Here is a 25366-nt window from a genome sequence, read left to right on the forward strand (position 1 = left end):
AAAAAAGGCGAAAGGATATATATCCTTTCGCCTTTTTTATTACAATTTTTGGAGTGTTTTATTTTAGCAGCCGCAGGTGGAGCCTGCCGCCTTGGGGCATACAGGCTTGGTGTCTTCTTTGCTGCTTGATGAATTTGTTGCACTGCAGGCTTTCTCCGCACAGGGTGTGCGGCCGTTTTTTGGAGCGCTGCTGTAGCCTTCGGAATACCATCCGCCACCTTTCAACTGAAATGAACTCATTGAAATAAGTTTTTTGAGGTCGCCTGAACAGTCGGGGCAGGTTGTTTCCGGTTCATCGGAAATGCTTTGCAAAATTTCAATAACATTTTCACAGGATTGGCATTGATACTCATATAACGGCATTTTTCTTCATCCTCCTTACAGTGCTACAGTTCCATGCAAAAAAGCCCTTTTCGCATGATGGCGGAGTCTCTTAATAAGTGAAATTCGCCAGCTACAAAAGAAAAGGACTTGAGTGGATCAATAGATTAATTATTCTGATAATATAGCAGGTTACGCCTTGAAATAATACTACCGGCAGGCCTGAATGTCAATGTCTCCCCCAAGATTGATTTGATTTTAAATGATGGAACGAAATTGTCGAAATTTGATTAAATCTGCTAATTTATTGAAAAAAAAATGACCTGTGAGTATAGCGATACTATTATTGGTTTTATTGAGGGCGTATTTTTATTTATAATGACCGGACGGTTTGAGTAATTTGTTCATTGACAGGGAGGGCTGATCTTGCAGGAAATAATCACCGCTTTAGCTGCAGAAGGCATGACACTGGCACGTGATGTGTTGACTTCCGATGGGCGTATTCTTTGCGGTAAAGGGACGATATTAAATGAAAATCTCATCGACCGTCTCAAGAAGATGGAGATTGCCCATATTGCTGTTGACGGGCATCCTGTGGAGATCGAAGGCGAGAAGACCCTTGAAGATGAGTTGAAAGATATTGAAAAAAGATTCAGCAAGGTTGAAGATACACCGCCGCTGGTGTTCCTCAAGAAATGTATTATGGAAAAGGTTATAAAGGCCAGAAATTAGGGTGTGTCGGCCCCTGATAAATACGGATTAGACATGGATGAAGAAAAAAGAGATAAATTTAAAAAAACTCTGCGTCAGGTAAGAAATCTGCCAACATTGCCCGGCATTGTTATCAAGCTTTCGCAGATGGCGGAAGACCCTGAGACCACAACCGAGCAGATGGGCAAGGTGATCAGTAAGGATCACATCATGGCGGCAAAACTTCTTAAGCTCGTAAATTCCGCTTTTTACGGCTTTCCCCAAAGAATAAGCTCGTTGAGCAGCGCCATCATCCTTCTGGGTTTCAACGTTATAAAGAGTTTGATAATCAGCGCTTCAATTTTTGAGGTCATGGAAGCTCAGGATGTTGAACTCTGGGAGCATTCTCTGGGTTGCGCTGTGGTAAGCAGTGTACTTGCCAAGCGGTTGGGGGTGAGCGAGCCTGAAGAGATCAGCACCGCAGGACTTATCCACGATATCGGCAAAGTGGCCATAAAGATGGAATTGCCGAATGAATACAAACTTATTAATAAGCTTGTTGAAGAAAATGGCTTAAGCATGATGGAGGCCGAAAGAGAAGTTCTGGGGCTTGAACATTCCGAGGTCGGAGGCTGGCTTGCAAAAAGCTGGAATCTTCCGAATAAGCTGGTGGAGCCGGTTTCATGTCATCATGATCCCAGGCTCGCAAAAGAAGAACAGCTTGCCAGCGCCATTGTCCATTTCAGCGATATCATGATCAGGGGGATGGGGTATGGGCATGGCCATGATATCTGGGTCCCCAGGTTGAGCAAAAGAGCCTGGCGACTTCTTGATTTGTCTCCTGAAGATCTTGCTCAGATTGTTGAAGAGGTGGAAGAAAAATTATGGGATGTAAAGGGATTCAGCCTTGATGTCCAATCTGAGACTGAGGCTGATACGGCCAAGTCATGACACGCGGTAGAGGATTATTCTCCTCGGGCCGAGTTTATTCATCCTTGACGGGAATTTCTCTGCGAAAGCATCAATACATGTTCGGAAAATCTACTTGAACTAATGCCAAGAATTCTGGTCGCGGGACAGGAGACCCTTTTAACGCTGCCTTTCAGGGAACTATTGCAGATTCATGGGTATGAAATTGTAGTATGTTCAAGGCTTACTGACGCTGTGGCGATAATCCTTGACGATCCCCCTGATTTTCTGATAATCGAAAAGGGCTTTGATCTTAACGGTGATGTTGGATTGATCAAAGCCTCAAAGGCATGCCTGCAGAAGGCGAATATGCCCATTCTTCTGATTCTTGACGAAGATCTCGTCTCGACCCTTGATTGGAATCTTTATCTCATCGATGATATTATCATCCGTCCTTATTCTCCCGAACTGCTTCTCGCCCGCGTCCATCTTGCCGAATCACGCATGAATCGGGTTTTTGATAATAATCCCCTGACTCGTCTTCCTGGTAACACTTCAATTCTCAAAGCTATACAGAAAGTACTGGGGCGGGATTCCTGTTTTGCCGTCTGCTATGTGGATATTGATAATTTTAAACCGTATAATGATCGTTATGGATTTTCCCGGGGTGATGAGGTGATTATCATGACGGGTAGAATAATTGTCAATGTCATAGAAGAAATGTCCCGGGACGGCAGTTTTGTTGGTCATATCGGAGGGGATGATTTTGTCTTTATTCTCAGGGAAGAGCATGTCATCTCAGTTTGTGAGAAGATTCTTGTAAATTTTGAACTCGTGAAAAATATGTTTCTGAGTGCCGTTGATATCAAGGCTGGGAGTTTTGTGGGCAAGGATCGAAAAGGGAATGAAAACAATTTTGACCTCCTGAGTCTTTCGATTGGAGTAATAATAACCGAGCCGGGAAAATATTCGCATTACGGCGAAGTAACCGAGGCTGCCTCGCAAATGAAAAGTTATGTGAAAAAGAGGTCCGGGAGTAATTTTTTTATCGACCGGCGGGAGATACTGTGACTTGGAATGTGCAGTTAAATATAATAATATTGATAATTGCGGAAAAAGTCTGTGGTTAATTTTTTTGAAGGAGGGTATTGATGCAACATGGTTCCATTTATATGTTGTAGTAATTTTAATTGTACAAGTGCTGTGTCCTGCAGTTGATGATGATATATTTACTTTAACTGGTTTGCTTCCGTCCTGTTCTGCTATGCCATCCTTATCAGTATAATCCTGTCGTTTCACTGCCGTAAGAATGGGCCACCGATAATTGGTCGTTATTTATTGTTACTGCATAGGTATCATATATGAGTAAAATCTATTGTCTGGAGGATAAATCAATGAATGACTTTAATGGATTGGTGGAAAGCAGGGCTATAAAATCAAAAGATTTTATAGCAGAAAAAACAAATAATTTTAACTTTTGATAATTTTATTAATTCTGCTTTAATATACAATATGTATGTACTTGAAATTTCCCGGCCTACAATATTTGCTATTTTCATGAAAAATTCTTGTGAGTCTCCTGCAATTTTTTGCTAATATACTGGAAGTAGTTATATTTTTTACTTGAAAAAAGATCTTGATATGTGAAAAGATTTAGGATAACACGAAAGAATCTAGAGATATCCAGTCTTTTATTAACAAGGAGGCAAAGTATGAACAAATCACTGGTGGAGATGGCCGCCGAACTTGTCCAGTCTCAATGTGCATCAAAAGGGATGACTACTGAAGAAATCACCTTTGCATTACAAAACACCTTTAAAGCCCTTCAAGGTCTGCAGGCAAACGAAGTCGGGCAACAGGGCACAGAGGGCACAATTTCCATGGAGTCCGGTATTGGAACGACTCTGAGTCCTGAAAAATCAATTCAGAAGAATAAGATAGTCTGTCTTGAATGCGGGCAGGAATTCAGGATGCTTTCACCAAAGCACCTCAAATCACATGGACTGAGCGGCAAAGAATATCGTGTGAAATGGGGTTTTTCTCTCAGGCAGCCATTATGCGCCAAAGCGCTCTCCGAACGCCGGAAAAAAGCCGGGAAGGCAAGAGGGCTTCCGGAGAATCTCAGAAAGGCAATTGCCAAGAGAACCAAAGGGAAAAAGACTTCTGCAAAGAAGTGATAATGATTGAAGCTGAGTTTACATAATTGGGGAACTGTAATTATCACATCGTGCAACAAAAAATGCATTGTTGAAATGTTTAATCTCTTTGTCCGAACATGAAATTGTTACCCTTTATGCATGTTCTTTTCGAGTTGTGGGAGTTTTCAATTCCTTTCCACACCGTATAAGTGTATCCACCAGTTGCTGCGGCTCTGACATATCTCATGCATGATTACGACTGTGCTCTTGCGAATATCGCCTGACTTTGATACAAAGGTATCCTGTACTGTTTCAGGGTGCCTTTTTTATTTTATTGTGAAAAAACTGGTCCTCTCCGAGTCTTGTTTCTCTCTACTTGGCCAAGTCATAGTCAGTTGGCTTTACCTTAAAGTAATGTAATGTGTAAGGCCATGGGTACAAACTAACTGAGTAACCCTAGGATAATTTTAAAATCGTTATAGGGTTTGAAGATTTTGTGAGGTTGTGGTTGTTCTTAAAAACTTCGATGTCGTCGCTTAACTGTGCCTTTGATACGAGTTGTGTGTTTACAAACCCCTGCAATGGGGAAATCAAAGCCGTATCCTCTGAGCCCGGCTCTTTACTAAAAATTTAAATCGAATATTTGTTTATCCGCTATGATTGGTGTGTTTGATTCGGGAGTCGGGGGCATGACAGTCTCCCGGGCCATTGAGAAAATTTTGCCGGCTTATCGGCAGATATATTTCGGTGATCTTGCCAGGTCACCTTATGGCTCTAAAAGTCCTGCAACGATTACCCGGTATGCTTTCGAAAATACCGAATTTCTCTTATCCAAGGGGGCAACACTCATTGTCGTTGCCTGCAATTCCGCCGCAAGCGCCGCAGCTGAGAGTTTGAGCAAGGCATTTGATGTGCCGATTTTTGAAGTAATTACTCCGGCGGTTGAAAGTTCTGTAGAATCCTCCGCTAGGGGCCGCATAGGAGTAATCGGCACCCGGGCGACAATTATGAGCGGGATCTACGAGAAAAAAATCAGGGAAATCGATCCGTCATTTCAGGTGTTTTCAACGGAATGCCCTCTACTCGTTCCTCTGGTCGAAGAAGGTTGGAGCAACAAAAAGGAAACAAAAACGATTCTCAAGAGTTATCTCAATCCTCTCAAGTATAAAGCCATAGATACTCTGGTTCTGGGCTGCACGCATTATCCGCTGCTAAAGGATTTGATTCAGCCGCGGATAGGAAAGGGGGTCAGGATCATCGATTCATCAGAAACAGTGGCGGCGGGCCTTAAGACTTATCTTGAAAATAATCCGGAAATTGCCGCTTCGTTATGTAAATCCGGTGTAAATCAATATTATGTTTCAGATATTACCGAGGCCGCCAAGATAACAGCAAGACGAATTTTCGGGCGTGAAATCCTCCTGGAGCCTGTTTCCAGTTATAAAACAGGCTAAATCCAAGCGTGAATACAAATGAACCACTCATATAAAACAATATTTGTTTTAACATTTGCTGCAATTTTTTTCGGTTTTACTTTTACCATGGCTCAGATTCCAGGACCATTGGAAATCGCCGGTTCTTTGCAGAAAGCATATGAAAAAACCAGGAGCATCTCTGCGGATTTTGACCAGAAGACAACGGTTACCATGACCGGCAGGGACAGGCATGGTGCTGGGAAACTGGTAATTCTCAAGCCCGGACAAATGCGTTGGGATTATCTTACGCCTGATAAACAGGTGATCATCTGTGACGGTGAGACGATTACCATGTATTTTGAAAAGAACCGGCAATTGATCGCAGGCTCTGCCCGTGAGTATATCAGTTCAGATGTGACCTACTCATTTTTTACAGGGACCGGGGACATAATCAGGGATTTCGAGGTTAGTGCACCGGATGAGGATATACTGACCTTGGAGAGTTCCCACGGTATTGATCAGAAAATACTCCCTGCCGATGATACCTATGTCATCAAACTCATCCCCAGAAAGCCGCATCCTCAGGTAGACTATATTCATGCATGGGTGCAGAAAGATTCTTTTTTAATCAGCAGGTTACAGATTGTCGATCTTTTTGGCAGCATCACCGACCTCACCTTTACTCATATCAAAACCAATATCCCAGTTGATGCCGGATATTTCAATTTCGCCCCGCCCCCGGATACGGAGATTATAGTAAATTAAATGACCCGACCCAGGAGGGACCAGTTCAGGATAGCGCTGATTGCCATGCCCTGGCACCTTTTTAACCGGCCATCTTTGCAGCTCGGAACCCTTAAAGCGTATATCGAGAAGGAATGCCCCTGGGTGGAAGTTACGGTTTTTCATCCATACCTTGAAGTTGCGGCAGCAATCGGCACCTCCTTGTACCAAAAAATCTCACTGGATGTCTGGGCGTCTGAAGCCCTCTACGGATCGATCCTCTTCCCGGACCAATTTGATACAAACAAAAAGCTGTTTGATCAGACATTCAATACGGATAAAAAGTCAAAGTCTATTGATTTTAGAGGACTCCGCAGGATTCTGGAAAGACAGCTTGAGGATTTTATTCAGAATAATGACTGGAGCGGTTTTCATCTTGCCGGGTTTTCAGTATGTTTCAGTCAGCTCCTCTCGTCATTGTCCGCAACAGAAAAATTAAAGGAGGTTTGCCCGGATTTGCCCATTGTTTTCGGGGGATCAACCTGTGTCCCGCATGTGTCGGAATCTTTATTGCGGGTATTTCCCCAGGTGGATTATGTTATCAGCGGTGAGGGGGAAAAGCCCCTTGTGAATCTCTGCGGGCACCTTTCGGGCCGTGACCGGGAATTGATTCCTCAGGTTCTTTGCCGTGATAAAGTTTCAAAAGTTTCCCTTGATATTATTGTTGGATCGGGCCAGCTCAAGGATCTTTCATCATTACCGGTTCCTGATTACACCGGCTATTTCAAGGAGATGGCAGTCTGCTTTGCTCATGAACCCTTTATCCCTGAATTACCCGTTGAGTTCTCCAGGGGATGCTGGTGGGGTAAATGTTCGTTTTGCAACCTGAATCTGGAATGGCGAGGGTATAGATCAAAGAAGCCGGAACAGATGCTGCAGGAAGTTGAAATCCTTGCCGACAGATTCAATTGTCTTGATTTTTGCTTTGCTGATAACGCCCTTCCGGTGCTGGATGCCGTTGTTTTTTTTAAAGAAACCGGTAAATCTCAACAGGATTTTCGTTTTTTTGCTGAAGTAAGGGTCAACCAGTGCGGGGAAAACCTTGCCTTTATGAAAAATGGCGGGCTTGCGGTTGTTCAGGTTGGGATTGAGGCATTAAGCGACGGGTTGCTCAAGAAACTTACCAAGGGTGCCACGGTTATCGAAAATATCGCGGTGATGCGGGATGCTCTTTCTCTGGGGATAGAGCTTGAGGGCAATTTGATTGTCGAGTTTCCAGGAAGCACCGAAGATGAAGTGGATGAAACCCTCAAAAATCTCGATTATGTCCTGCCGTTTCGGCCGTTGTCCACAGCCGCTTTTTTTCTTGGGCATGGCAGCCCGGTAGCATGTGACCCGGAGAAATACGGTATCCGGGCAATTGTTCATCATTGGAAGAACAGGGCGATTTTTCCTGCTCATGTATTGAGTAATCTCAAGCTGCTTATCGATGATTATCACGGCGACCGTGTGAAGCAGAGAGCACGCTGGAGTCCGGTAGTCAAAAAGGTGTTGGCGTGGCGTAAATTTCATCAGGAACGCCAGAGTTCAATGTTGGAAAAGCCCATGCTCTCCTATCGTGACGGAGGAAGTTTCCTGATTATCAGGCAGGAAATTCCGGGACAGTCCGTTCTTCATCATCGGCTGAAGGGAGTATCACGGAAGATATATCTGTTTTGCATGGAAATCTCTGATATTGACGCGATGGAAGCCCATTTCGGCATAGACAGGATGAAACTTTCGGCTTTTCTCGGCGATCTTGTCGACAAAAAACTTATGTTTACTGACGGCAAGCGATTTCTGGCCCTGGCTGTCAGGAAGGGAAAATAGCCCGCATTTCTTTACCAAATATTTGGTGAAAAATGGATAATTCATTGAAACATGTGTTTTCTGGATTGATGCATATTTTGTTCGATAGAACACAGTATTATAAGATAATAATTTCTTAAGCATGCCACTTATTGGCCAAGGGCGAGACGAACCAGCCACATCTCCTGTGTCGCAGGGAGTTCAGCATACCAGAAGTAGATCTAAACTCCCTGTTTCTTGTATCTGTAGCTGTCTCGACTCGTGAGAAATACGGGATAAAACTGATGGTTGAAGAAAAGAAGCAATTGTTTGTTCTGGGCGGTTGCAGGAGCGGCAAGAGTCGTTTTGCCGAACAATGGGTGCGGGAGCATTTTGAACGAAGGATTTTTCTTGCCACTCTTGAAGTGCGCGATGAAGCTGAAATGGCGCATCGGGTCGCCCTGCACCGTCAGAGTAGACAGGGGGGCTGGACAACCCTGGAAGAGCCGGTGAACATTGTGGATTCTATTATAAATAATGATACAAAAACCGATGTGTTTCTTGTAGATTGCCTCACGCTCTGGATTACAAATCTGATGCTTGGCGGGCTTACTGATAATGAAATTGAGGGTAAAGTTTCATCATTGGTTGCGGCAATGGGTTTGATAACCAGTTCAATTGTCCTGGTAGCCAATGAAGTCGGCCTGGGAATCGTGCCGGAGTCTCCCATGGGAAGGCGATTCCGTGATCTTGCCGGTTGGACGAATCAGCAGGTTGCGCAAGTCTGCTCACAGGTGATTTTCATGGCAGCAGGTCTCCCCCTGACTCTTAAGGGACCGGATACAGGATTCAGACTCAAGTAGTCAGAAGCTGATAAATTTTCATAAAACGTATATCATTTTTTAAAACCTTAAACTCGACACATATAAACATCTGAAATGAATTCAGCGACTAAAACAATCACCTCCCATGGCGGGGACATAATTGCAACTGCACGGCAACTGGGTTGCAGAATTGATGAATTAATTGATATGAGCAGTAACCTCACACCGTTCGGAATGGCGCCTGGACTCAGAGAGGCGCTTATCGACAGGCTTGATGAAATCGCCTTTCTTCCGGAGATCGGCAGCGAAACGCTGTGCAGGTTTTTTGACGAAAAATATGGACTTAATGGCTGCAGAGTCTTTGCCGGAAGCGGCACCACCGAGTTCATTTTTGCGATTCCCGCGGCATTTCAAAGCAAAAAAGCAGTGATTGTAAATCCTACCTATTCGGATTATCTGCTGGCCTGTAAATGGGCCGGAGTGCAAACAATCCGCTTTGATCTGAAACCGGAAGAGAATTTTGTCCTCGATCTTGGGCGTTTACGTAAAAGTCTTACCGGGGGAGAATTGGTATTTCTCTGCAACCCCAATAATCCCACCGGCGTACTCACCGCCTCGGCACAACTTCATGAATGTATCAGCAGCCATCCCGACACAATGTTTGTGGTGGACGAGTCATATCTGCCCTTCACCAGTGAGCCGTCATTGTTGAAATTTTCAGTGCCGGATAATCTGTTACTGCTTCGTTCATTTTCTAAAATTTATGGAATGCCCGGACTGCGTCTGGGATTTCTCATAACTTCCGAGACCAATGCCCCGGCGATGATGAACCGCCGAAAGCCTTGGGAAGTGAACAGGATGGCGCAGATTGCCGGGGAATTTCTTTTGCAGAAAGCCGATGAGTATATCCAGGATGTGCAGCGATTCATAGCCTCGGAGGTCAAGATTTTTGTTGAAGGGTTATCTGTCCTGCCGGATATTGAGGTGGTTCCCGGGGCGGCAAATTTTATTCTGAGCCGTTTGAACGGCCCGATTTCCGCATCTGTCCTGCGGGAAAGAATGCTGGATAAAAAGATAATGATCAGAAACTGCGATAATTTCACCGGACTTGACCACAGGTATTTTCGCGTCTCGTTAAAAGATCAGGAGAACAATAAGGTCTGCAGGAACGCCCTGCAGGAAATACTGGGAAACAGATAACAGCTGTAACTCGTGAAGTTTGTCGAAAAATAATTAAGGAATTATTAATGAAGATTGCAATACTATCAGACACCCATGATCATATATTGAACCTGCGGGCTGCGGTAACTTTTTGTAATTCATATGGGGTGCGGATGATCATTCACTGCGGAGATCTGATTTCGCCGTTCATGCTCGATGAGCTTGCCCGATTCGGTGGCGCGGTTCATTTGATATACGGTAATAATGCAGGGGATCAGCATCTGATTTCATCCTGGTGTGGAGTACGCTTCCCTTCAGTTACCCATCACGGCGTGCTTGGCGCCGTGGAAGCGGGCGGCAGAAAGATTGCATTTACTCATTATCCGGAAATGGCCAGGGGGCTTGCTTCACAGGGTATGTTTGATGCGGTCTGCTGCGGACATAATCATCGATATCATGTTGAAAAAATCGGCAAGACGCTATTGATCAACCCTGGCGAGCTGCTGGGCAAGGATGGGCAGCCGGGATTCGGAATTCTTGCCTGTTCCTCAATGGAAGTTGAGCGGGTTGATATCGGCTTGCAGATTGAAGGATGTTAAGCGGATTGAATATTTTTTCCAGTTTGAGAAATCATTTTTTACGGGTATATCATGCAGAAAGAAATTGCTTTGGCTTAAAAGATATCTGACAGGGAGTTATTCGATGGGTGCTGAGTCTGTTGATATGACAAATTATCTGCAATTCCATCGGTGGTTGACTAAAGTTTATTGAATGATCAGAGGATTAAATTGATGCAGGACAAAAAATTTGAAAATGGCGAAACATCTCCCACAGATTCCGATTCCGGCATGGAAAGCTTTGCGGATCTGCTCGAAAAAAACCTGGGCGAGGAAAAACCCCTTGAGCCGGGGCAGAAGGTAGAAGCGGAAATTGTCAGGATTGCCAAGGACTGGGTATTTATCGATGTCGGTGGCAAGAGCGAAGGCAGTCTGGCCGTGAGTGAACTTCTTGACAAAGATGGGAATATTTCGATCAAAGAAGGAGATGTAATTGAGGCATATTTTTTATCATCCAGGAAGAATGAAATGCTTTTTACCTCCAAAATGGGCGGGCTTGCAGCCCAGGCCCATCTTGAGGATATATTTCACAATAGAATTCCGGTTGAAGGCTATGTTGAAAAGGAAATCAAAGGTGGTTTTCAGGTGACCATCGCCGGCAGCACCAGAGCTTTTTGTCCATTTTCGCAAATGGATACAAGACGTGTTGAAAAAAGCGATGACTATATCGGCGAAAAGTTTCTGTTCCGGATAAGTGAGTATAAAGAAAAGGGCAGAAATATCATTGTTTCCCGCCGGGTGCTTCTCGAAGAAGAGCGTCGATTGAAAAAAGAAGAGTTGCGGAAGGTTATCAAGCCCGGTGATGTGGTCTCCGGAACTATTACCTCGGTGCGGGATTTCGGTGCTTTTGTGGATATCGGCGGCATAGAGGGGCTTATTCCGGTATCGGAAATCGGCTGGGGCAGGGTTGAGGATATTCATGGCGCGGTGCATGCGGGCCAGGAGGTAAAGGTCACGGTGATGAATCTGGACTGGGAAAACGACAAGTTTTCGTTCAGCCTTAAGGAATCCTTGCCGGACCCCTTTGATGCGGCCTCAGGGAAATATCCTGAAGGGACAACCCATGCCGGTACTGTTGCACGGCTCACAAATTTCGGTGCCTTCGTGACCTTGGAGCCAGGGGTTGACGGGCTGGTGCATATTTCAAAGCTCGGTGGCGGCAGAAAAATCAATCATCCCCGTGAAGTGCTTGAAACCGGGCAGGTGATCGATGTCCGCGTCGAAAGTATTGACCTTGAAAACAGAAGAATTTCCCTGGCGCTTGAAGGTGTGGCCCGGGAAGAAACTGACGAGAAAAAAGCAGAGAAGGAATACGGTAACTATATTAAGCAGTCCACCACAGAACCTCCCAAATCAATGGGAACCCTCGGGGACCTGTTGAAGGCCAAGCTCGACAGCAATAAATAAAGCGCCAGTATAGCTTGCCATAGGCGAACATTTCAGCCGTTTTTCCAGGTGAAACATTGTAATGCTGAAATGTTCGTGAGAAATGCGGGCTTAATCAAAAATCTTCGAATATATCGTCGCTTTCTGCCAGAGGCATGGCTTTTTTGTTGGGAAGCCTGGCCTGAGGCGTATAGGTTTTTAATGAATAATTGTCGGGGTCCGTTGCGGTGATATACACATCGCATTTCCGGCAATTGTCCATTTTTTCTCGGTAGGAACCCTGTTTTTGTCCTCCACAGAAAGTCCCGGTAACCGTCCAGCAACTGTCGCCGTGACTGGGATGTGCCGGGCACTTGTTTCTTCTGTCATCCGGACAATTTTTCATTTCCCAGCAGATGACGCTATTGTCTTTAGTTGCCTGTTGCACCGATGCGTTTCCATAAACGGCTTTGCGAAGCTCAGCAACCATCAGATTCATGTCTTCGGTCTGGGCGGTTAATTCCGCCGCAGTGGCCGCCGATTCCTGGGCGGTTGAGGCGACCATCTGGGTTGCCTGGTCTGTTTCAACCGCGGCTGTTGAAATCTGCTCGATACCCTTGGTAATTTCCAGGCTTGCCTGGGTGATGGCTGCGGTTTTTTCTCCCATCTGGGTTGCCGATTCGACGATTCCATCGAAATCGCTGTTGATGCCCTTGAGGGATTCTGCGCTTTTCTTGACGCGACTGACTGTGCCGTCCAGGAGGTTCTGGGTATCTTTTGCCGCAGCTGAGGTGCGCTTGGCAAGATTTTTCACTTCGTCGGCAACCACGGCAAATCCTGCCCCGGCTTCCCCGGCCCGGGCCGCCTCAACTGCAGCGTTCAGAGCAAGCAGGTTTGTCTGGAAGGCAATGGCGTCGATGGTCTGGATAATTTTCTTTATCTGGTCGCTGTCCTTTTCGATCTGTGACATGGTTCTGGTTAATTCAACGAGTGCCAGCAGGGATTGTGCGGTTTTTTCGATGTTTTCATTCATGAGTTTTTCAGAGCCGAAGGTGAGATCGGAAGTCTGCTTGCTCATGGAAGTCATTTCCTCTAAAGAGGTTGATGTTTCTTCCATGTTAGCTGCCTGTTCCGAAGCCTTATCCGAAAGGGTGTTACTGGCAACGGAGATTTCTCTTGCCGCGAGCGCCACATGGGTTGCGCAATCTTCCAGGCCGTTGGTGATCATCCCGAGCAACTTGGTTATCCCACGAATGATGATAAAAGACAGGAACGCCCCGACTATTACGGCAATTCCACCCATTATGGTGATGTTGATCTTTGTCTTCCTGGCTGAACTTAAGAGTTTCTCATCGGTCATGATCTTACTTCGTGCTTCCGCGCGGATACCCTTGAGTTGCCCCTGAATTTCAGCAAGGGCGGGAATGGTCCGGGTGGAGTAAACGAGATTTGCTTCCTGCATCCCTTTGACTCGTTCCGCCTGCCAGTCAAGGGTCTGGTCGATGACGCTTAATACCCTTGCGGCAAAATTTCTGGTGTTTTTTGCAAAGTATTCCTGGGAACCGTTGCGGTCGTCCATCATGAGGAAATCTGAAATGACTACGGCGCTTTCATGGAGTTTTTGGTGTGGCTCTTCGATTTTACTAATTATATTGGAAAATTCAGGTTCGTGAGATTTCAGTTCGGCCACCTGGGGGGAATAGAGCCATTTGCCCAATCCGCACTTGGTATGGTCAGTTTGTACGGCAGAAAGCTTATCCATGAGTTCCAGCATGTCTGAAGACTGGTCAATGAGAACATCCTTGACACGATTGATCCATTCCAGGTGGTCAATTTTTTTCTCACGGAGAAAATCTCCCAGGGTAAGGTCGACCTGGCGAAATTTTTCGCCGACAGCAATTGCAGATTCATGAAGTTCGCGATGGGGTGTTTCTATTTGCTTGAGGGATCCGGCAAGGGACGGGACCAGGGTTTCTGCATCTTTGCGGCCTTGTCCGTAAAGCCATTTGCCAAAACCGCATTTATGATCATCTACTTCAACTTCAAGGGTGGTGACAGAATCATCGGTGAGCAGGGCATTTACTTTGTTTGCCCAATTGAGATGGTCGACCTCTTTCTGGGCCAGAACGCCATCAAGTTGGTTGCCGTCAATAACCTTGCGGGCATTAGTAATGAGAGAATCAACACCTTGAATGCTCACCAACCCGATCAGCGCCAGAAGAACGAGCACCGCAGTAAAGCCGCCGGCAATTTTTTTACCGATTGTAACCTGATGCAGTTTGCTTAAGAGTTGCATGACTTTCCCCCTGAGAATGTTACCAATTAAAGTCTTTCCCCGTATTTTAACGAAATGCCCAGATACTGAAATCTCAGGCAGTTCAAACCCTCTGGATCGTCAGAATGGAATTCAATTTCAGTTCCTGGAACAGGCTATAAACCGTATCTTGTGTATTCACTATAGTGATGGAGCCGCCGTTAACTGCAATGTTCTTATAAAACAGCAGGAGTTTGCCGATGCCTGAACTGCCGATATAATGCACATTACTGAAGTCGATTATTACGTCCTTGATGGTTGTCAGATTCAGTCTGCCGAATTGCGCTTTGAGCATTTCGGCACCGTTTTCGTCAATGTCGCCGTTTACTTTAATCGTTATTGTTTTACCTTCCTGGTTAACAGTTATATCCATAATTATATCTCCGGTTTTTTGTGGATCTTTAAGCGGGGGGAGCATGATACGTTGAATACGCCCGAAGCTTTTTTGTTTTCTATGAGGCGATAAACAATTACCGCCGTTTTTGTATATAAGTTGCCTTCAGTTTTATAGAAAAGACCCTGTTTGTTTATTTAAGTAATCCATCCCCTGTTTTTATTAAAATGTCCAGAGGTTCATGAGTTTGTTGATAATTTCTCTTTGCTTCCGTTCTTCAGGGGAGACATGTTTTTTAAAGGACAAGAAAACATGCCTGCCATTATCTTTCCAACAGGCAAATGTGCTGTGATTGCGGATCATGTAAACCCCCCGTCCTGATTCTCTGGTGATATTTTTGTAGGATGTGGGGTCCGGAATGGCATGATGGTCAAAACCTTGTCCCTCGTCAATAATTTCAATGACAAAGTGGTTGGCAAATCTCCAACGAACAGTAACGAGCTTGTCTGGATTTTTTTTATTGCCGTGTTTCCAGGCATTCATTACAGCCTCGGTTAAAGAAATGCGGATATTTGCCAGTTGCTGTGAATCAAATCCCTGTTCGTTAAGGTTTTGTCGAATATTATCGAGCAATGTACTGATATGTAGATCTATTTCCGATAAGTCCTTCGGGCGCCAAACTGCCACATTGTAGCATTTTTGATTTTCTACCTCAAGTCCAAGGATGGTAATATCGTCGTCCGAAGTGTTTTTTTTGTATGGAATCAGCTCCTCGTTGCTTTGCTCGGCGATTTTTGTAAGGGTTCGATCAATGATATCAGACACCCTATGCTGTTCATCCGGTGAAAGGTCTTCCGCGATAATCTGTGCAAGATCAGCAGGTTTCAAGGTTTTACGAGATTTTCTGTACGGCATGTCAAGAAGGCCGTCAGTATAGAAAATGAGCTTGTCTTCTTCCTCAAGCTGCAATTCACCCGCAGTGAACAACATACCGCTTTGCACTGCCACCGGCAGGTTTGTTCCTGATTCGCCGGAGGAGGCAATCAGCAGAACTTGATTCCGGCGGATCAGGATAAAAGGCGGATGCCCCGTGGAAACAAAGCGCAGCAGGAGTTTTTCATGATCGATTTCTCCGGTGATGGACGTAAAAAAATCATCTTCGTTGAAACAATTGGAATTGCAGATTGAATCATTCAGCTCGGATACTATTTCCTCAAGGGGGCGTCCCTGGTTTTGTTGAATGAGAGCATTGTGAGTCAAATCGGAGATAATGCTTCGCAGAATACAGTTTACCGCATGTCCGGATTGATCTTTGACCGACAGCATTGTCCTTCCCGCTTGATGATTTGTGGTCGGCGGCAGGTTTCGGACGAAATAATGATCGCCGCCCTCGGAATTGCAGGAAACGGATGTTGCTTCAACATAAAGCGCCAGATCATCATTGATTTCAATAAGGCTGGGAGGCAGGCCATTCACCAGCCCAAGGATTTTTCTGGCAAGGATGATGTTGATTTCCTGCTGTTTGAGCAGACGCTTGATATCCGTTATGTTCAGCAGGCTCTGGACAAGGTATTGGTTTCCCTTGATATCGACGGACGCGACGGAGCGTCTGACATGAATCGGCTTGCCTTTTTTGGGCCGCAGCATGCAGTCGTCCTGTGAAGTCTGATGGATTTTATCGATGCCGTCAAAGGGATTGTTTATGTCGAGATAAGAGTCGAAGCTGCTGCCGATGAGTTCTTCCAGAGGGTTGTCGATCATCTCCGAGGCGCAGGGGTTTGCATCGGTTATCACCCCGGTATTCGAGTCTGTCACCAGAACACCGGTCTGGATGGTAGCCATAATCGCTCGCAGGTATTCTTCATTTTCTTTAAGGGCGTCATCGGCTTTTTTTCTTTCGGTAATATCCTTGAAATTTTCAATTATGCCGATGAACTCGCCATCAGGAGAAAGGAACGGTTTTGCAACCATGATGCAGGGGATGGTGCTGCCGTCAAGACGTTCCTTTACCACCTCGGCCTCAATGAACTTTTCACCATTTTTAATCCGCGTTACCGGGCATTCCGGCGTGCCGCACGCAGAACCCGGGAAGACCTCGTGGCATTTTTTTCCGATAAGATCCTCATCCGAAAGGCCGGTCACCGTCAGAAAGGTGTTATTCCAGCGCATCATTTCGAAATCTCTGCTGATGATGCGCATACCGTCGGCCGCGGTATTGAATATCTGGTCAAGTTCTGCATGGGAGGTCTGGATGGCTTTTTCCGCAAGTTCGCGCTCGAGAATTTCTTTTTCGAGTTTCAGTGAGGCCAACACCAGTTCATCCGTCCTTTCTTCAACCCTAAGCTCGAGATTATGTCGTATCTCGCCCAGGGCATTCTCCGCCTTTTTCCGTTCGGCGATTTCAAGGGTGAGCTCTTCGTTTAACGCCGCGTAATCTTGTAATCTTTCTTCAAGGGAAGTGTAGTAATTCCGGAGCGTTGCGGAAAGAATATTAAAGCTTCCTGCCAGCTGGGTTATTTCATCGTTGCCACGGATTTCAATTGGCATGATCTGGGAATAATCCGCCTGGCTTGCCATTCTGTCAATATGTCCGATTATTTTTGTCAGGCGGCCTGTAACCAGAAATTTGAAAACAAAGAAAATTGAAAGAAACAGCCCGGCTATCCCTGCACTGATGAGAGCGAAATTAATGTTCAAGTCCTTCCAGAGGCGGTTGTGGATCTTACTTGTTGGCAGCGCTATGGTGTCAAGGCCCATGACCTGCCCCACCGGCAAATGGAAGGAAGCGTCAGGGCCGTAACGTTTTACCAATGAGTTCGGGGCGTCTGCCGGATCTCCATGGCATTGGAGACAGGAATCTTCCATTATCCGGGGGATGTAATGAGCAAGGTACTTCTGGTCGTTAAAGGTGATTCCGCCGGCCCAATGTTTCAAATCAGGATTTTTATTGAAATGATTTATCATCTGCTGTTCTTCAGGCCCGGCAATGTTAACGGGGTTGCGCGGATTATTGGATGAGAATTTCAGGATGATTTCAGGGAAGTCCTTTCGGACATTATTGAATATCGAACGGGCGATATAAGAAGTTGACATGGTTTCCGGTTCAAAATCCTCGGAATCGAGCAGTTCTGTCATTCTGGGTCGGATGATATCTTCAACATATTCTCGGATGGCCACATCAAAAGTCAAAGCAAGATGGATTTCCTCGTTGATCAGATCCTCAACGTATTTATGGGAAAGAAACCAGGTGCGGTAGGCGAGAAAGGAGGAGAAAACAAAGATAACCGTTGCAATGAGGAGGAAAAATTTAGTGCCGAGCTTCATATGCGCCCCGTTTCAGTCGATAGTTTGTCGGGATAATTTGATAATACTGTTTATATAGTAACGACAAGTGTTACTTATTGAAATAGCGTTTTTTTTCGGGCGGGCTGTGTAGATGATCAGTAAGTGTATTCAAGGGGTTAGGAGTCGAAGTTTATACCCCTTGTCGGTGCTTTCCTGCGATGCATGGCATCAATGTGGTTTTATTGCTATCTATTAAGGGTAAGGAGAATTTTGTTTGAAAGATTGCAAAAAAAAGGATGACCATCAGCTTTCAGCCGGAGCAGGTTATAGCGGGAAGGGCTATTTTTTTGAGGAGACTCGTGAAAGGTTTGAAATGCGAGGAGAACAGGCTCGTTTCCCTGGGATGCAACGAATCCGGATTACACAAAGTTTATGCAATATGGGCGGATTTCTGCCGGATGATCTCAAAAAGAATTATTGCGGTGGCAACCGAGGCGTTTAATGATTCCACCGGGCCGGCCATGGGGATTGTAATCAGAAAATCACACTGCTCTTTGACCAGCGGCCGGAGGCCTTTCTCCTCGCCGCCCATCACCAGACAGACCGGGCCGGAGAAATCGGTCTGATAAATCGACTGCTGGTCGGACTTGTCAGCGCCGAAAATCCAGAAGCCCTGTTTTTTGAGAATCTGCAGGGTGCTGGGAAGATTGGTGACCTGGCAGATCTTGGAGTGAACTATCGCCCCGGCGGAAACCTTTACAGTGGCGCCGGAAAGCGGTGCGGACCTGTCTTTTGGAATGATGATGCCGTCCACCCCGGCGGCAGTGGCCGAGCGGATGATGGCCCCGAGATTATGGGGGTCCTGGATGGAATCCAGGGCCAGCAGTATTTTTGACGCATGGGGCTTTGTGGTTTCGTGAATTATCGAATCAAGGGAAAGGGTTTCCATGGGCCAGATCCGGGCAATCACCCCCTGATGGTTCATTCGCTTGTTTTCGGTGAACAGCTCGGATTGCTCTTTGATGAGAACAGGAATTTTCTGCTGGCCCGCAAGGCTGACTATTTGCTGGATTTTTTCCGAAGATGGCGGCGCATTAAGAATTATTTCCTTGACCGCCGAAGATTTCAGGCTGATGAGTTCCATCACCGGATGGATTCCCCAGACCAAAGGATCATCGGCAGAGGTTTTTTTTGGGCCGGCAGCATTTCTGGATTGGTGTTTTCCTGGAACCGGTCGGTTGTTGGGTCTAGCCATTATTTTTGAGCTTCATGAGATCAAGGGGTTTTCCGTCTGCAGATCGTCTGTCTCTGCTCCGTTCGGCAATGATTATAAAACGGAGCATGTCAGCGGCAGTGTCCAGGGAATCATTAACGATTACATGATCGAATTTATCCAGTTCGAGGATCTCACGTCGGGCATTGGCAAGCCTCAACGCAATGGTCTCGGGAGTATCGCTTGCCCGGTTTGTCAGCCGTTTTTCCAGCTCCTCCCAGGAAGGGGGAACGATAAAGATGCTAATGGTGTTTTTTTCAGAAGCGGTGATCTGGCTCGCGCCCTGGACATCAATATCCAGGACAATATCAATCCCGCGGGCCAGTTGCTCATGTACCTTCTGTCTGCTGGTACCGTAGAAATTGCCATGTACCTCAGCCCATTCGAGAAATTCATTTTGCTCGCGCATGGCCAGAAAGGTTTCATGATCAATAAAAAAATAGTCTGTGCCGTTTTTTTCGCCTTTGCGCGCCAGCCTGGTTGTGTGAGACACCGAAAAGGCAATTTCCGGCAAAGAGGCAAAGGTTTTTTTAAGCAGGGTGGTCTTGCCGGTGCCGGAGGGTGCAGTTATGATGATCAGGTTGCCCTGGTTAGGCGTTTTCATCGCTGCTTGAGTCGTGCAAGGGCATGAACCGCATGGTAATGGTTTCGGGTTGTACAGAGGAAAGAATCACATGATCGCTGTCCATGATCAAAATGGACCTGGTTCTTCTGCCTTCGGTAACATCAATGAGTTTTTTTTCCTGCTTTGCGCGGTCCCGCAACTTTTTCATGGGAGAGGATTTCGGGTTGACAACCGCGAGAACTCTGCTTGCTACCACCGCGTTTCCAAAGCCAATGTTGATGAGTCGGGTATTCATATCTTTTCCTTGAATGAGAACTGATTATCTTAACAATAATTGCAGTATTATTGTTATTACGGGCACCAAAAGCAAGGGTTATTCGATGTTCTGGACCTGTTCGCGTAATTTTTCAACATTATTTTTAAGATCAACCGTCTTGTGCGCCATTGGGGCATCGCTGATTTTCGAGGCGATGGTGTTGACCTCGCGGAGGAATTCCTGCAGCAGAAAATCAAGCCTTCTGCCCACCGGCTCATCCAGATCCATGAACAGGGTGAACTGTTGAATGTGGCTCCGGAGACGGGTTATCTCTTCAGTGACATCGGTCTTGTCAATGAGAATGGCAATTTCCTGGGCCAGTCGCGCCGGATCAATGTTGATGCCGTTGAGCAAATTATCCAGCCGTTCCTTGAACAATATTCCTTTCTTTTCGATCAGGGCGGGAACGGAAAGATTGATTTCTTCGACGGTTTCGGAGATGCTCCCAAGCAGGCCGAGAAGTTCGGCTTTCAGGGATTTTCCTTCTGCCTGACGCATTTTCATGCCTTCGTTCAAGGCATCGGTAAGCGCTTTACTGATGTTTTGCCAGACCTCGTCAAGGTTCTCCTCGACATCCCTTGGGGAGATAATGTCCTTGTATCCGAAAAGCATGTTCAGGTCCGGTTCTCCCGTCAGTTTCAGGGCATTCTTGATTGTTTTAAGGCAGTTGTAATATTCTCTGGCCAGCTGAATGTTCGGCTCAAGATGTACCGTGTCGGTCTGGACACCTGAAAAATTGACAGATACCTCGATCCTGCCCCTGGAGTAAAATTGCGAAATAAGTTTTTTGATACGCTCTTCAAGGCCTGAATATTTACGGGCAATTTTTATGATGATATCGCTGTAGCGATGATTCACCGAGCGGATCTCAATCGTCCATGTTCTGTCGTTTTCCGTGCATTCACCGCGGCCAAAGGAAGTCATGCTGAGGGGTTGGGTCATTTTATGGTCTCCAGGAGTTCATCGGTGCTTGCGGTTGCCGTGCCGACCTTGCCGACCACTATTCCCGCGGCATAATTTGCCAGGGTTGCAGCATCGGCACAGGTCATGCCGGACGCCAGGCCCAACGCCAGGGTGGCGATTACCGTATCCCCTGCACCGGTGACATCATAGACTTCTTTGGCAACCGTGGGGATTGAAAACAGTTCTTTGCCTTTTTCCATGAGCGCCATTCCCGCTTCACCGCGGGTGATGAGCACGGCCTGGCAATTAAAGGTGTTGAGGAGATTATCGGCGGCGCGCATGAGGCTTTCATTGTCCTCAATGGCGACACCGGACATGAGTTCCGCTTCATGGTTGTTCGGGGTGATAATTGTTACATCCTTGAAAAGCTCGGGCCTTCCGGGTTTTGGATCGACAATCAGCGGAATGGGCTTTCGGCATTTTTTTAACCGGGCCTGGAGTTGAGTCATGATTTCGTCGTTGATCATCCCCTTGTTGTAATCGGAGATAATTACCGCATCAAATTCCTCAAGATGGTCTTCAATGAATGCGCATAATTTCTGCGTGTCAGCGGCATTGGGCTTGCCGGTCTTTTCACGGTCGAAGCGGACCACCTGCTGGCTCTGGGCGATGATCCGCGTTTTCTTTGTCGTGGGGCGATCATCGGTTCTGATGATGCCGTTTATCGGCGAAGAAAGATCATCAAGAAGGCCTAATAGGTTATCGCCCATTATATCGGTGCCGATAATCCCGCAAAGGCTGCCTCTGCCGCCAAGTGCATAGAGATTATTTAGAACATTGGCCGAGCCGCCCAGCAGAAGATTTTCGCGGGTCACATTGACAACCGGCACCGGCGCCTCGGGAGATATTCTCGAAACCGATCCCCAGATGAAATGATCAATGATAATGTCACCTATGACAAGTATCCGCTGATTCTTGAAGGAAGAAATCCCCTCAAGAAGTTTTGTTCGTGTTTTTGAAGTCAACGACATGCTCCTGTGATTTTTATATGAAAAGTCTCCATTGTTCGAACTGTCTTCAGGGTATGGGGATGAGTCGACTCTTTATGACCGTTTTACAGAAATCATGCAATGGAATGAATTTTTTTTTAACCCTTTGCTTCGAGCCGGTATTTGTTAATCGTTTCATGAAAAGTTATTGCTGTTTTTACTGCCAGAGCAGAGATTTGTTCCGGTGTCAGGGTTTCAGGCTTTAACACCGGGATGACGGTGGTTGCGGCATGCTCGCCCTCAGGATGCCAGCGGGCCATGAAACGTTCATTGGGTATGCCCGCAAAAGTGGTAACCGCCGGAATGCCGAGTGCTGCTGCAAGGTGCTGGCAGCAGGAATCATATCCGAAAAAACCGTCGGAGCCGCTGATCAGGGCGCCGATTGCGCCGACTGAGCCGCGAAAGCCGATTATTCCGTGGGTGAAAGGGATAATTTTTTCTGCAAGTTCCGATTCAGTCATGAAAATCTGTGGGATTGATTGTTTCGCCGCCCTGGCGAGAAAGTTCGAGACCCGTTCCTTGCTCAGAGGACTGCTGCCGGAATCAAGTATTATGATCGTGTTATTTCTTTGCAGAAGGGAGAAGATCAGTTGTTCTTCAAAGCTGTCCGATATTCTTTTTCCTTCATTCCGGCCTACTCCGAAATTGATTGTAATTTTAAGAAGTTCCGGAGAGAATTGCTTGAAAAAAGTGGTGGTGTGGGTGATATGCTTTTCCTGAAAAGAGACACTGGGAAAGCAATGCGCTTGGTCGCCGATCACCTTGTCCAGCCATAGGTTGGTCAAGGCTGCCAGTGAAGGATTTTCACCCTCACGGGGGGTGGCCCGTGAAGGGAAAAGGAAGGTATTTTCCTCTTTGACCAGCGGCAGCAGACCTAATTGTGATAAGCGGGAATCCGGGTCGAAAAGCAACGTGTCTCCGGTGTCGGCAAGAGGATGCAGGTCATTGATTTTCTTGTATACCTCAAACCAGGCAAAGGTTCTTTCCGCAAGAGAGCCGTAGCGTTTATATTCAGGCTCGGCAAAGCTTACGTTGGGAAATCCTGAAAAAATTTCTCTGAGATGATCCGGCCCGACTAAAATTTTTTCCGCCTGCGGAAAAGTCTGGATAAGTCTTTTGAGAATAATGCTGGTTATGGCAATATCGGCGCCGATGGTGACTCTGGAAAGGATGAATATTCTTTTGGGTGATTTTGCCGAGGCACCAAGGATGGACTCGTTACGACGGATTCGATTGTACCGGGCAATTATTTTTTCTCTGGAGTTCAGGTCAAGTTTTTCAAGAAGGGCATTGAGCTGGGAATACGCTTTTAACGAGGCGACAAAGAAAAGTATTCTTGCCAGGACTTCATTGCAGATCTTGATTCCCCGATCACTGAAGTCATCGCAAAGGCCTTCGATAATCCTGCCGTAGATGGCGGTGTTGGCGGCTTCGGCAACATCCTGGTTTTCTGCAGTTGCCATTTCACAGAGAAGGTCGATAAAACGCAGATCGAATTTTTCTGCTGAAGAAATATCCGCGATAAATGTATCGGCAATATCCCTGCACAGCAGCCTGGGGGCGAGCGTTGCCGGAATGTTTTGTTTCTGCATGAGCGCCAGCCGGTTTTGTTGAGCGGTAATGAAATCCATCGTATCCAGAAAAATAATCAGCGAGAGGGTTTGCAGTTCTACGATCTACTATGGGAGGAGTCGTTGTTGATGGCGTTTTCGGGTTGTATTTCCATAAAGAAATCTGACAATTGGTGAGAATTTTTAAGAGTATACCTTTTTGATTCAAGCCCGGCAAGGGAATGGATGCCTACTCCACAAAAAAAATTACTGAATAATTTCTCGTTCCTGTAGTATGATTTGTGTGGTGTGAAGTTTTTCTGAAAGGGTGAAGAATCTGCCGTTTAATCAGCGTTTACAGACCGGCTGCAATGTTGCTACCGATGAATTTTTCATTCCATGAAAGGTTGATGTATTCAACAGGATCAGGTTTGAAGGGGCTTTATGAATAAAAAAGTTCTGTTCGTCGATGATGATCCCTCGATTCTAAAAGCAATCGATCGCCTGTTCCTTGATGCAGATATTGAAATCCTCAAGGCGGAAGACGCCAAAAAAGCTCTGAAGATTATTCAGGATCAAATTGTCGCAGTAATCTTTTCAGACAATATCATGCCGGGCATGCATGGTATTCATCTTTTATCCATGGTCAGAGATATTTCGCCTGATACGGTGCGGATACTGATGACCGGTTATGTGGATCTGCAGACCGCCATATCAGCGGTTAATGACGGAGAGATTTTCAAGTTCATTGTCAAGCCGTGGAATAACGATTCCTTTGTCCAGACCGCGGTAGAAGCTCTTGAACGGTATAAGCTTACCCAATCCTTGAAACGCGCCGATGTCCCGGCGCTTCGCTCCCTTGCCCAGACTATCGAGCTCAAAGACAATTATACCAGCGGTCATTGCGACCGGGTGGCAGCCTTTGCGCAGCTCATCTCCGAGGCCTTGGGTTTATCCGAGGAGCTTCAGGAATATATCAAACATGGCGCCTGGTTGCATGATTGTGGTAAAATCGGGGTCCAGGAGGCGATACTGAACAGCAATTCCAAGCTGGAAGACCGCGAATGGGAGGTGGTCCGCAAGCATCCCATCTGGGGCGCCGACGTTGTAACTCTTGCCGAGCTTAATCCGGTGATTGTCAATATTGTTCATTATCATCATGAGCGGTATGACGGCAAAGGGTACCCGGCCGGACTCAAGGGCAAAGATATTCCTCTGGAGGCAAGGATTGTTGCGGTGGCGGATGTGTTTGACGCGATAACCACCAACAGGTCTTACCGGAATCAGCGACCGGTGGAGAAAGCCGTGGACATTCTGCTGGCTGAAAAGGGCACGCAGTTTGATGCAGAACTTGTTGATATCTTTATTAAAAATCTTGACAAGGTGCGTAATCTCATAGGGAAAGAAGCGGTTTCACTGAAATAAAATGAAGAAGACCCCTCAAGCGAATCTTGAAACAATTGTAAACAGCATCCAGGATCCGGTGATTGTCATCAGGCCTGATCTTTCTATTTCTTATATGAATGATGTGACCGCGACCATCAATGTGAAAAAACTTCGGGAAGAGCGAGAACAACTAGTCGCGGCCCGGAAGGAACTTGCCGGCAAGCATGAGGAGTTGACCCGGATTTTCAAGCACGTTGAGAGAGCCACAAAGGAAGCGGGCAAGGGCACCGGCCTGGGTTTGAGCATTGTTTACGATATCGTCAAAAAGAATCATAACGGCGAGATTATCGTCCAGAGTGAGCTTGGCAAGGGAACTGTTTTTACCATATCAATACCGGTTG

At 46.3% G+C, this 25366-nt stretch carries 23 protein-coding genes; 13 read left to right on the forward strand and 10 right to left on the reverse strand.

The annotated features are described in order from the left end of the window. Positions 1–63: 63 nt before the first annotated feature. Positions 64–363, reverse strand: coding sequence for a zinc ribbon domain-containing protein (locus KKE17_10285; GenBank protein ID MBU1710379.1), 300 nt, complete (start codon positions 361–363; stop codon positions 64–66). A gap of 384 nt (positions 364–747) precedes the next feature. On the opposite strand from KKE17_10285, the gene KKE17_10290 reads away from it, so the two are divergent. The 11 genes from KKE17_10290 (at position 748) to rpsA (ending at position 12032) form a co-directional block, all read left to right on the forward strand. Further along, positions 748–1053 (forward strand): hypothetical protein, encoded by a 306-nt coding sequence (locus KKE17_10290; GenBank protein ID MBU1710380.1) that lies wholly within the window; start codon positions 748–750, stop codon positions 1051–1053. A gap of 33 nt (positions 1054–1086) precedes the next feature. After that, positions 1087–1962: an HDOD domain-containing protein gene (locus tag KKE17_10295; protein ID MBU1710381.1), complete on the forward strand. Its 876-nt coding sequence runs from the start codon at positions 1087–1089 to the stop codon at positions 1960–1962. A gap of 102 nt (positions 1963–2064) precedes the next feature. Beyond that, positions 2065–2991: a diguanylate cyclase gene (locus KKE17_10300; protein MBU1710382.1), complete on the forward strand. Its 927-nt coding sequence runs from the start codon at positions 2065–2067 to the stop codon at positions 2989–2991. A gap of 641 nt (positions 2992–3632) precedes the next feature. After that, positions 3633–4097, forward strand: coding sequence for a MucR family transcriptional regulator (locus tag KKE17_10305; protein ID MBU1710383.1), 465 nt, complete (start codon positions 3633–3635; stop codon positions 4095–4097). Between the two features lie 617 nt (positions 4098–4714). Then, positions 4715–5512 carry a glutamate racemase gene (gene murI, locus KKE17_10310; GenBank protein MBU1710384.1) on the forward strand — a complete coding sequence of 266 codons (798 nt, stop codon included), beginning with the start codon at positions 4715–4717 and terminating at the stop codon, positions 5510–5512. An 87-nt stretch (positions 5513–5599) separates the two neighbouring features. Further along, positions 5600–6238, forward strand: a complete 639-nt coding sequence (locus KKE17_10315; protein MBU1710385.1) for an outer membrane lipoprotein carrier protein LolA — start codon at positions 5600–5602, stop codon at positions 6236–6238. Further along, a complete protein-coding gene (locus tag KKE17_10320) occupies positions 6239–8065 on the forward strand; it encodes a RiPP maturation radical SAM C-methyltransferase (protein MBU1710386.1) in 1827 nt (608 codons plus the stop codon). Between the two features lie 263 nt (positions 8066–8328). Next, on the forward strand, positions 8329–8886 hold the full coding sequence (gene cobU, locus KKE17_10325) for a bifunctional adenosylcobinamide kinase/adenosylcobinamide-phosphate guanylyltransferase (GenBank protein MBU1710387.1): 558 nt from the start codon (positions 8329–8331) through the stop codon (positions 8884–8886). Between the two features lie 75 nt (positions 8887–8961). Beyond that, complete coding sequence (locus KKE17_10330; protein ID MBU1710388.1) at positions 8962–10047, forward strand: aminotransferase class I/II-fold pyridoxal phosphate-dependent enzyme; 1086 nt, start codon at positions 8962–8964, stop codon at positions 10045–10047. A gap of 47 nt (positions 10048–10094) precedes the next feature. Next, a complete protein-coding gene (locus KKE17_10335) occupies positions 10095–10607 on the forward strand; it encodes a YfcE family phosphodiesterase (protein ID MBU1710389.1) in 513 nt (170 codons plus the stop codon). Positions 10608–10856: 249 nt separating this feature from the next. Continuing rightward, positions 10857–12032 (forward strand): 30S ribosomal protein S1, encoded by a 1176-nt coding sequence (rpsA, locus tag KKE17_10340; protein ID MBU1710390.1) that lies wholly within the window; start codon positions 10857–10859, stop codon positions 12030–12032. A 94-nt stretch (positions 12033–12126) separates the two neighbouring features. Here the strand turns inward: rpsA and KKE17_10345 are convergent, their stop codons facing one another. The 9 genes from KKE17_10345 to KKE17_10385 form a co-directional block, all read right to left on the reverse strand. After that, positions 12127–14286, reverse strand: coding sequence for a CZB domain-containing protein (locus tag KKE17_10345; protein MBU1710391.1), 2160 nt, complete (start codon positions 14284–14286; stop codon positions 12127–12129). An 82-nt stretch (positions 14287–14368) separates the two neighbouring features. After that, positions 14369–14722 (reverse strand): STAS domain-containing protein, encoded by a 354-nt coding sequence (locus KKE17_10350; protein MBU1710392.1) that lies wholly within the window; start codon positions 14720–14722, stop codon positions 14369–14371. A 138-nt stretch (positions 14723–14860) separates the two neighbouring features. After that, positions 14861–17962, reverse strand: a complete 3102-nt coding sequence (locus KKE17_10355) for a DUF3365 domain-containing protein (GenBank protein ID MBU1710393.1) — start codon at positions 17960–17962, stop codon at positions 14861–14863. Positions 17963–18353: 391 nt separating this feature from the next. After that, the gene (gene rlmB / locus KKE17_10360; GenBank protein MBU1710394.1) at positions 18354–19178 is read right to left on the reverse strand and encodes a 23S rRNA (guanosine(2251)-2'-O)-methyltransferase RlmB; all 825 of its coding nucleotides are present in this window, start codon (positions 19176–19178) and stop codon (positions 18354–18356) included. After that, positions 19171–19800 (reverse strand): guanylate kinase, encoded by a 630-nt coding sequence (gene gmk, locus KKE17_10365; GenBank protein ID MBU1710395.1) that lies wholly within the window; start codon positions 19798–19800, stop codon positions 19171–19173. The genes rlmB and gmk overlap by 8 nt, the downstream gene beginning before the upstream one ends. After that, positions 19787–20056, reverse strand: a complete 270-nt coding sequence (locus KKE17_10370) for a DUF370 domain-containing protein (protein MBU1710396.1) — start codon at positions 20054–20056, stop codon at positions 19787–19789. The genes gmk and KKE17_10370 overlap by 14 nt, the downstream gene beginning before the upstream one ends. A 78-nt stretch (positions 20057–20134) precedes the next feature. Then, positions 20135–21019 (reverse strand): YicC family protein, encoded by an 885-nt coding sequence (locus tag KKE17_10375; protein MBU1710397.1) that lies wholly within the window; start codon positions 21017–21019, stop codon positions 20135–20137. After that, entirely contained in the window at positions 21016–22011 is a 996-nt protein-coding gene (rfaE1, locus tag KKE17_10380; GenBank protein ID MBU1710398.1) for a D-glycero-beta-D-manno-heptose-7-phosphate kinase, read from the reverse strand. The genes KKE17_10375 and rfaE1 overlap by 4 nt, the downstream gene beginning before the upstream one ends. Before the next feature lie 116 nt (positions 22012–22127). Next, positions 22128–23621, reverse strand: a complete 1494-nt coding sequence (locus KKE17_10385; protein MBU1710399.1) for a hypothetical protein — start codon at positions 23619–23621, stop codon at positions 22128–22130. A 402-nt stretch (positions 23622–24023) separates the two neighbouring features. Here KKE17_10385 and KKE17_10390 point away from each other — a divergent pair, with 402 nt between their 5' ends. Together KKE17_10390 and KKE17_10395 are read left to right on the forward strand one after the other, a co-directional pair. Then, positions 24024–25004, forward strand: coding sequence for a response regulator (locus KKE17_10390; GenBank protein MBU1710400.1), 981 nt, complete (start codon positions 24024–24026; stop codon positions 25002–25004). Between the two features lies 1 nt (position 25005). Next, positions 25006–25366, forward strand: a 361-nt coding sequence (locus KKE17_10395; protein ID MBU1710401.1) for a hypothetical protein, incomplete at its 3' end; no start/stop codon positions are given.

The sequence above is a fragment of the Pseudomonadota bacterium genome, assembly GCA_018823135.1.
Lineage (GTDB): Bacteria > Desulfobacterota > Desulfobulbia > Desulfobulbales > CALZHT01 > JAHJJF01.

What these genes read in the sequence shown, in the direction of transcription:
- KKE17_10285 (MBU1710379.1), bottom strand. Translation starts at nt 363, where the DNA reads ATGCCGTTATATGAGTATCAATGCCAATCCTGTGAAAATGTTATTGAA.
- KKE17_10295 (MBU1710381.1), top strand. Translation starts at nt 1,087, where the DNA reads ATGGATGAAGAAAAAAGAGATAAATTTAAAAAAACTCTGCGTCAGGTA.
- KKE17_10300 (MBU1710382.1), top strand. Translation starts at nt 2,065, where the DNA reads ATGCCAAGAATTCTGGTCGCGGGACAGGAGACCCTTTTAACGCTGCCT.
- KKE17_10305 (MBU1710383.1), top strand. Translation starts at nt 3,633, where the DNA reads ATGAACAAATCACTGGTGGAGATGGCCGCCGAACTTGTCCAGTCTCAA.
- murI (MBU1710384.1), top strand. Translation starts at nt 4,715, where the DNA reads ATGATTGGTGTGTTTGATTCGGGAGTCGGGGGCATGACAGTCTCCCGG.
- KKE17_10315 (MBU1710385.1), top strand. Translation starts at nt 5,600, where the DNA reads ATGGCTCAGATTCCAGGACCATTGGAAATCGCCGGTTCTTTGCAGAAA.
- KKE17_10320 (MBU1710386.1), top strand. Translation starts at nt 6,239, where the DNA reads ATGACCCGACCCAGGAGGGACCAGTTCAGGATAGCGCTGATTGCCATG.
- cobU (MBU1710387.1), top strand. Translation starts at nt 8,329, where the DNA reads ATGGTTGAAGAAAAGAAGCAATTGTTTGTTCTGGGCGGTTGCAGGAGC.
- KKE17_10330 (MBU1710388.1), top strand. Translation starts at nt 8,962, where the DNA reads ATGAATTCAGCGACTAAAACAATCACCTCCCATGGCGGGGACATAATT.
- KKE17_10335 (MBU1710389.1), top strand. Translation starts at nt 10,095, where the DNA reads ATGAAGATTGCAATACTATCAGACACCCATGATCATATATTGAACCTG.
- rpsA (MBU1710390.1), top strand. Translation starts at nt 10,857, where the DNA reads ATGGAAAGCTTTGCGGATCTGCTCGAAAAAAACCTGGGCGAGGAAAAA.
- KKE17_10345 (MBU1710391.1), bottom strand. Translation starts at nt 14,286, where the DNA reads ATGCAACTCTTAAGCAAACTGCATCAGGTTACAATCGGTAAAAAAATT.
- KKE17_10350 (MBU1710392.1), bottom strand. Translation starts at nt 14,722, where the DNA reads ATGCTCCCCCCGCTTAAAGATCCACAAAAAACCGGAGATATAATTATG.
- KKE17_10355 (MBU1710393.1), bottom strand. Translation starts at nt 17,962, where the DNA reads ATGAAGCTCGGCACTAAATTTTTCCTCCTCATTGCAACGGTTATCTTT.
- rlmB (MBU1710394.1), bottom strand. Translation starts at nt 19,178, where the DNA reads ATGGCTAGACCCAACAACCGACCGGTTCCAGGAAAACACCAATCCAGA.
- gmk (MBU1710395.1), bottom strand. Translation starts at nt 19,800, where the DNA reads ATGAAAACGCCTAACCAGGGCAACCTGATCATCATAACTGCACCCTCC.
- KKE17_10370 (MBU1710396.1), bottom strand. Translation starts at nt 20,056, where the DNA reads ATGAATACCCGACTCATCAACATTGGCTTTGGAAACGCGGTGGTAGCA.
- KKE17_10375 (MBU1710397.1), bottom strand. Translation starts at nt 21,019, where the DNA reads ATGACCCAACCCCTCAGCATGACTTCCTTTGGCCGCGGTGAATGCACG.
- rfaE1 (MBU1710398.1), bottom strand. Translation starts at nt 22,011, where the DNA reads ATGTCGTTGACTTCAAAAACACGAACAAAACTTCTTGAGGGGATTTCT.
- KKE17_10385 (MBU1710399.1), bottom strand. Translation starts at nt 23,621, where the DNA reads ATGCAGAAACAAAACATTCCGGCAACGCTCGCCCCCAGGCTGCTGTGC.
- KKE17_10390 (MBU1710400.1), top strand. Translation starts at nt 24,024, where the DNA reads ATGAATAAAAAAGTTCTGTTCGTCGATGATGATCCCTCGATTCTAAAA.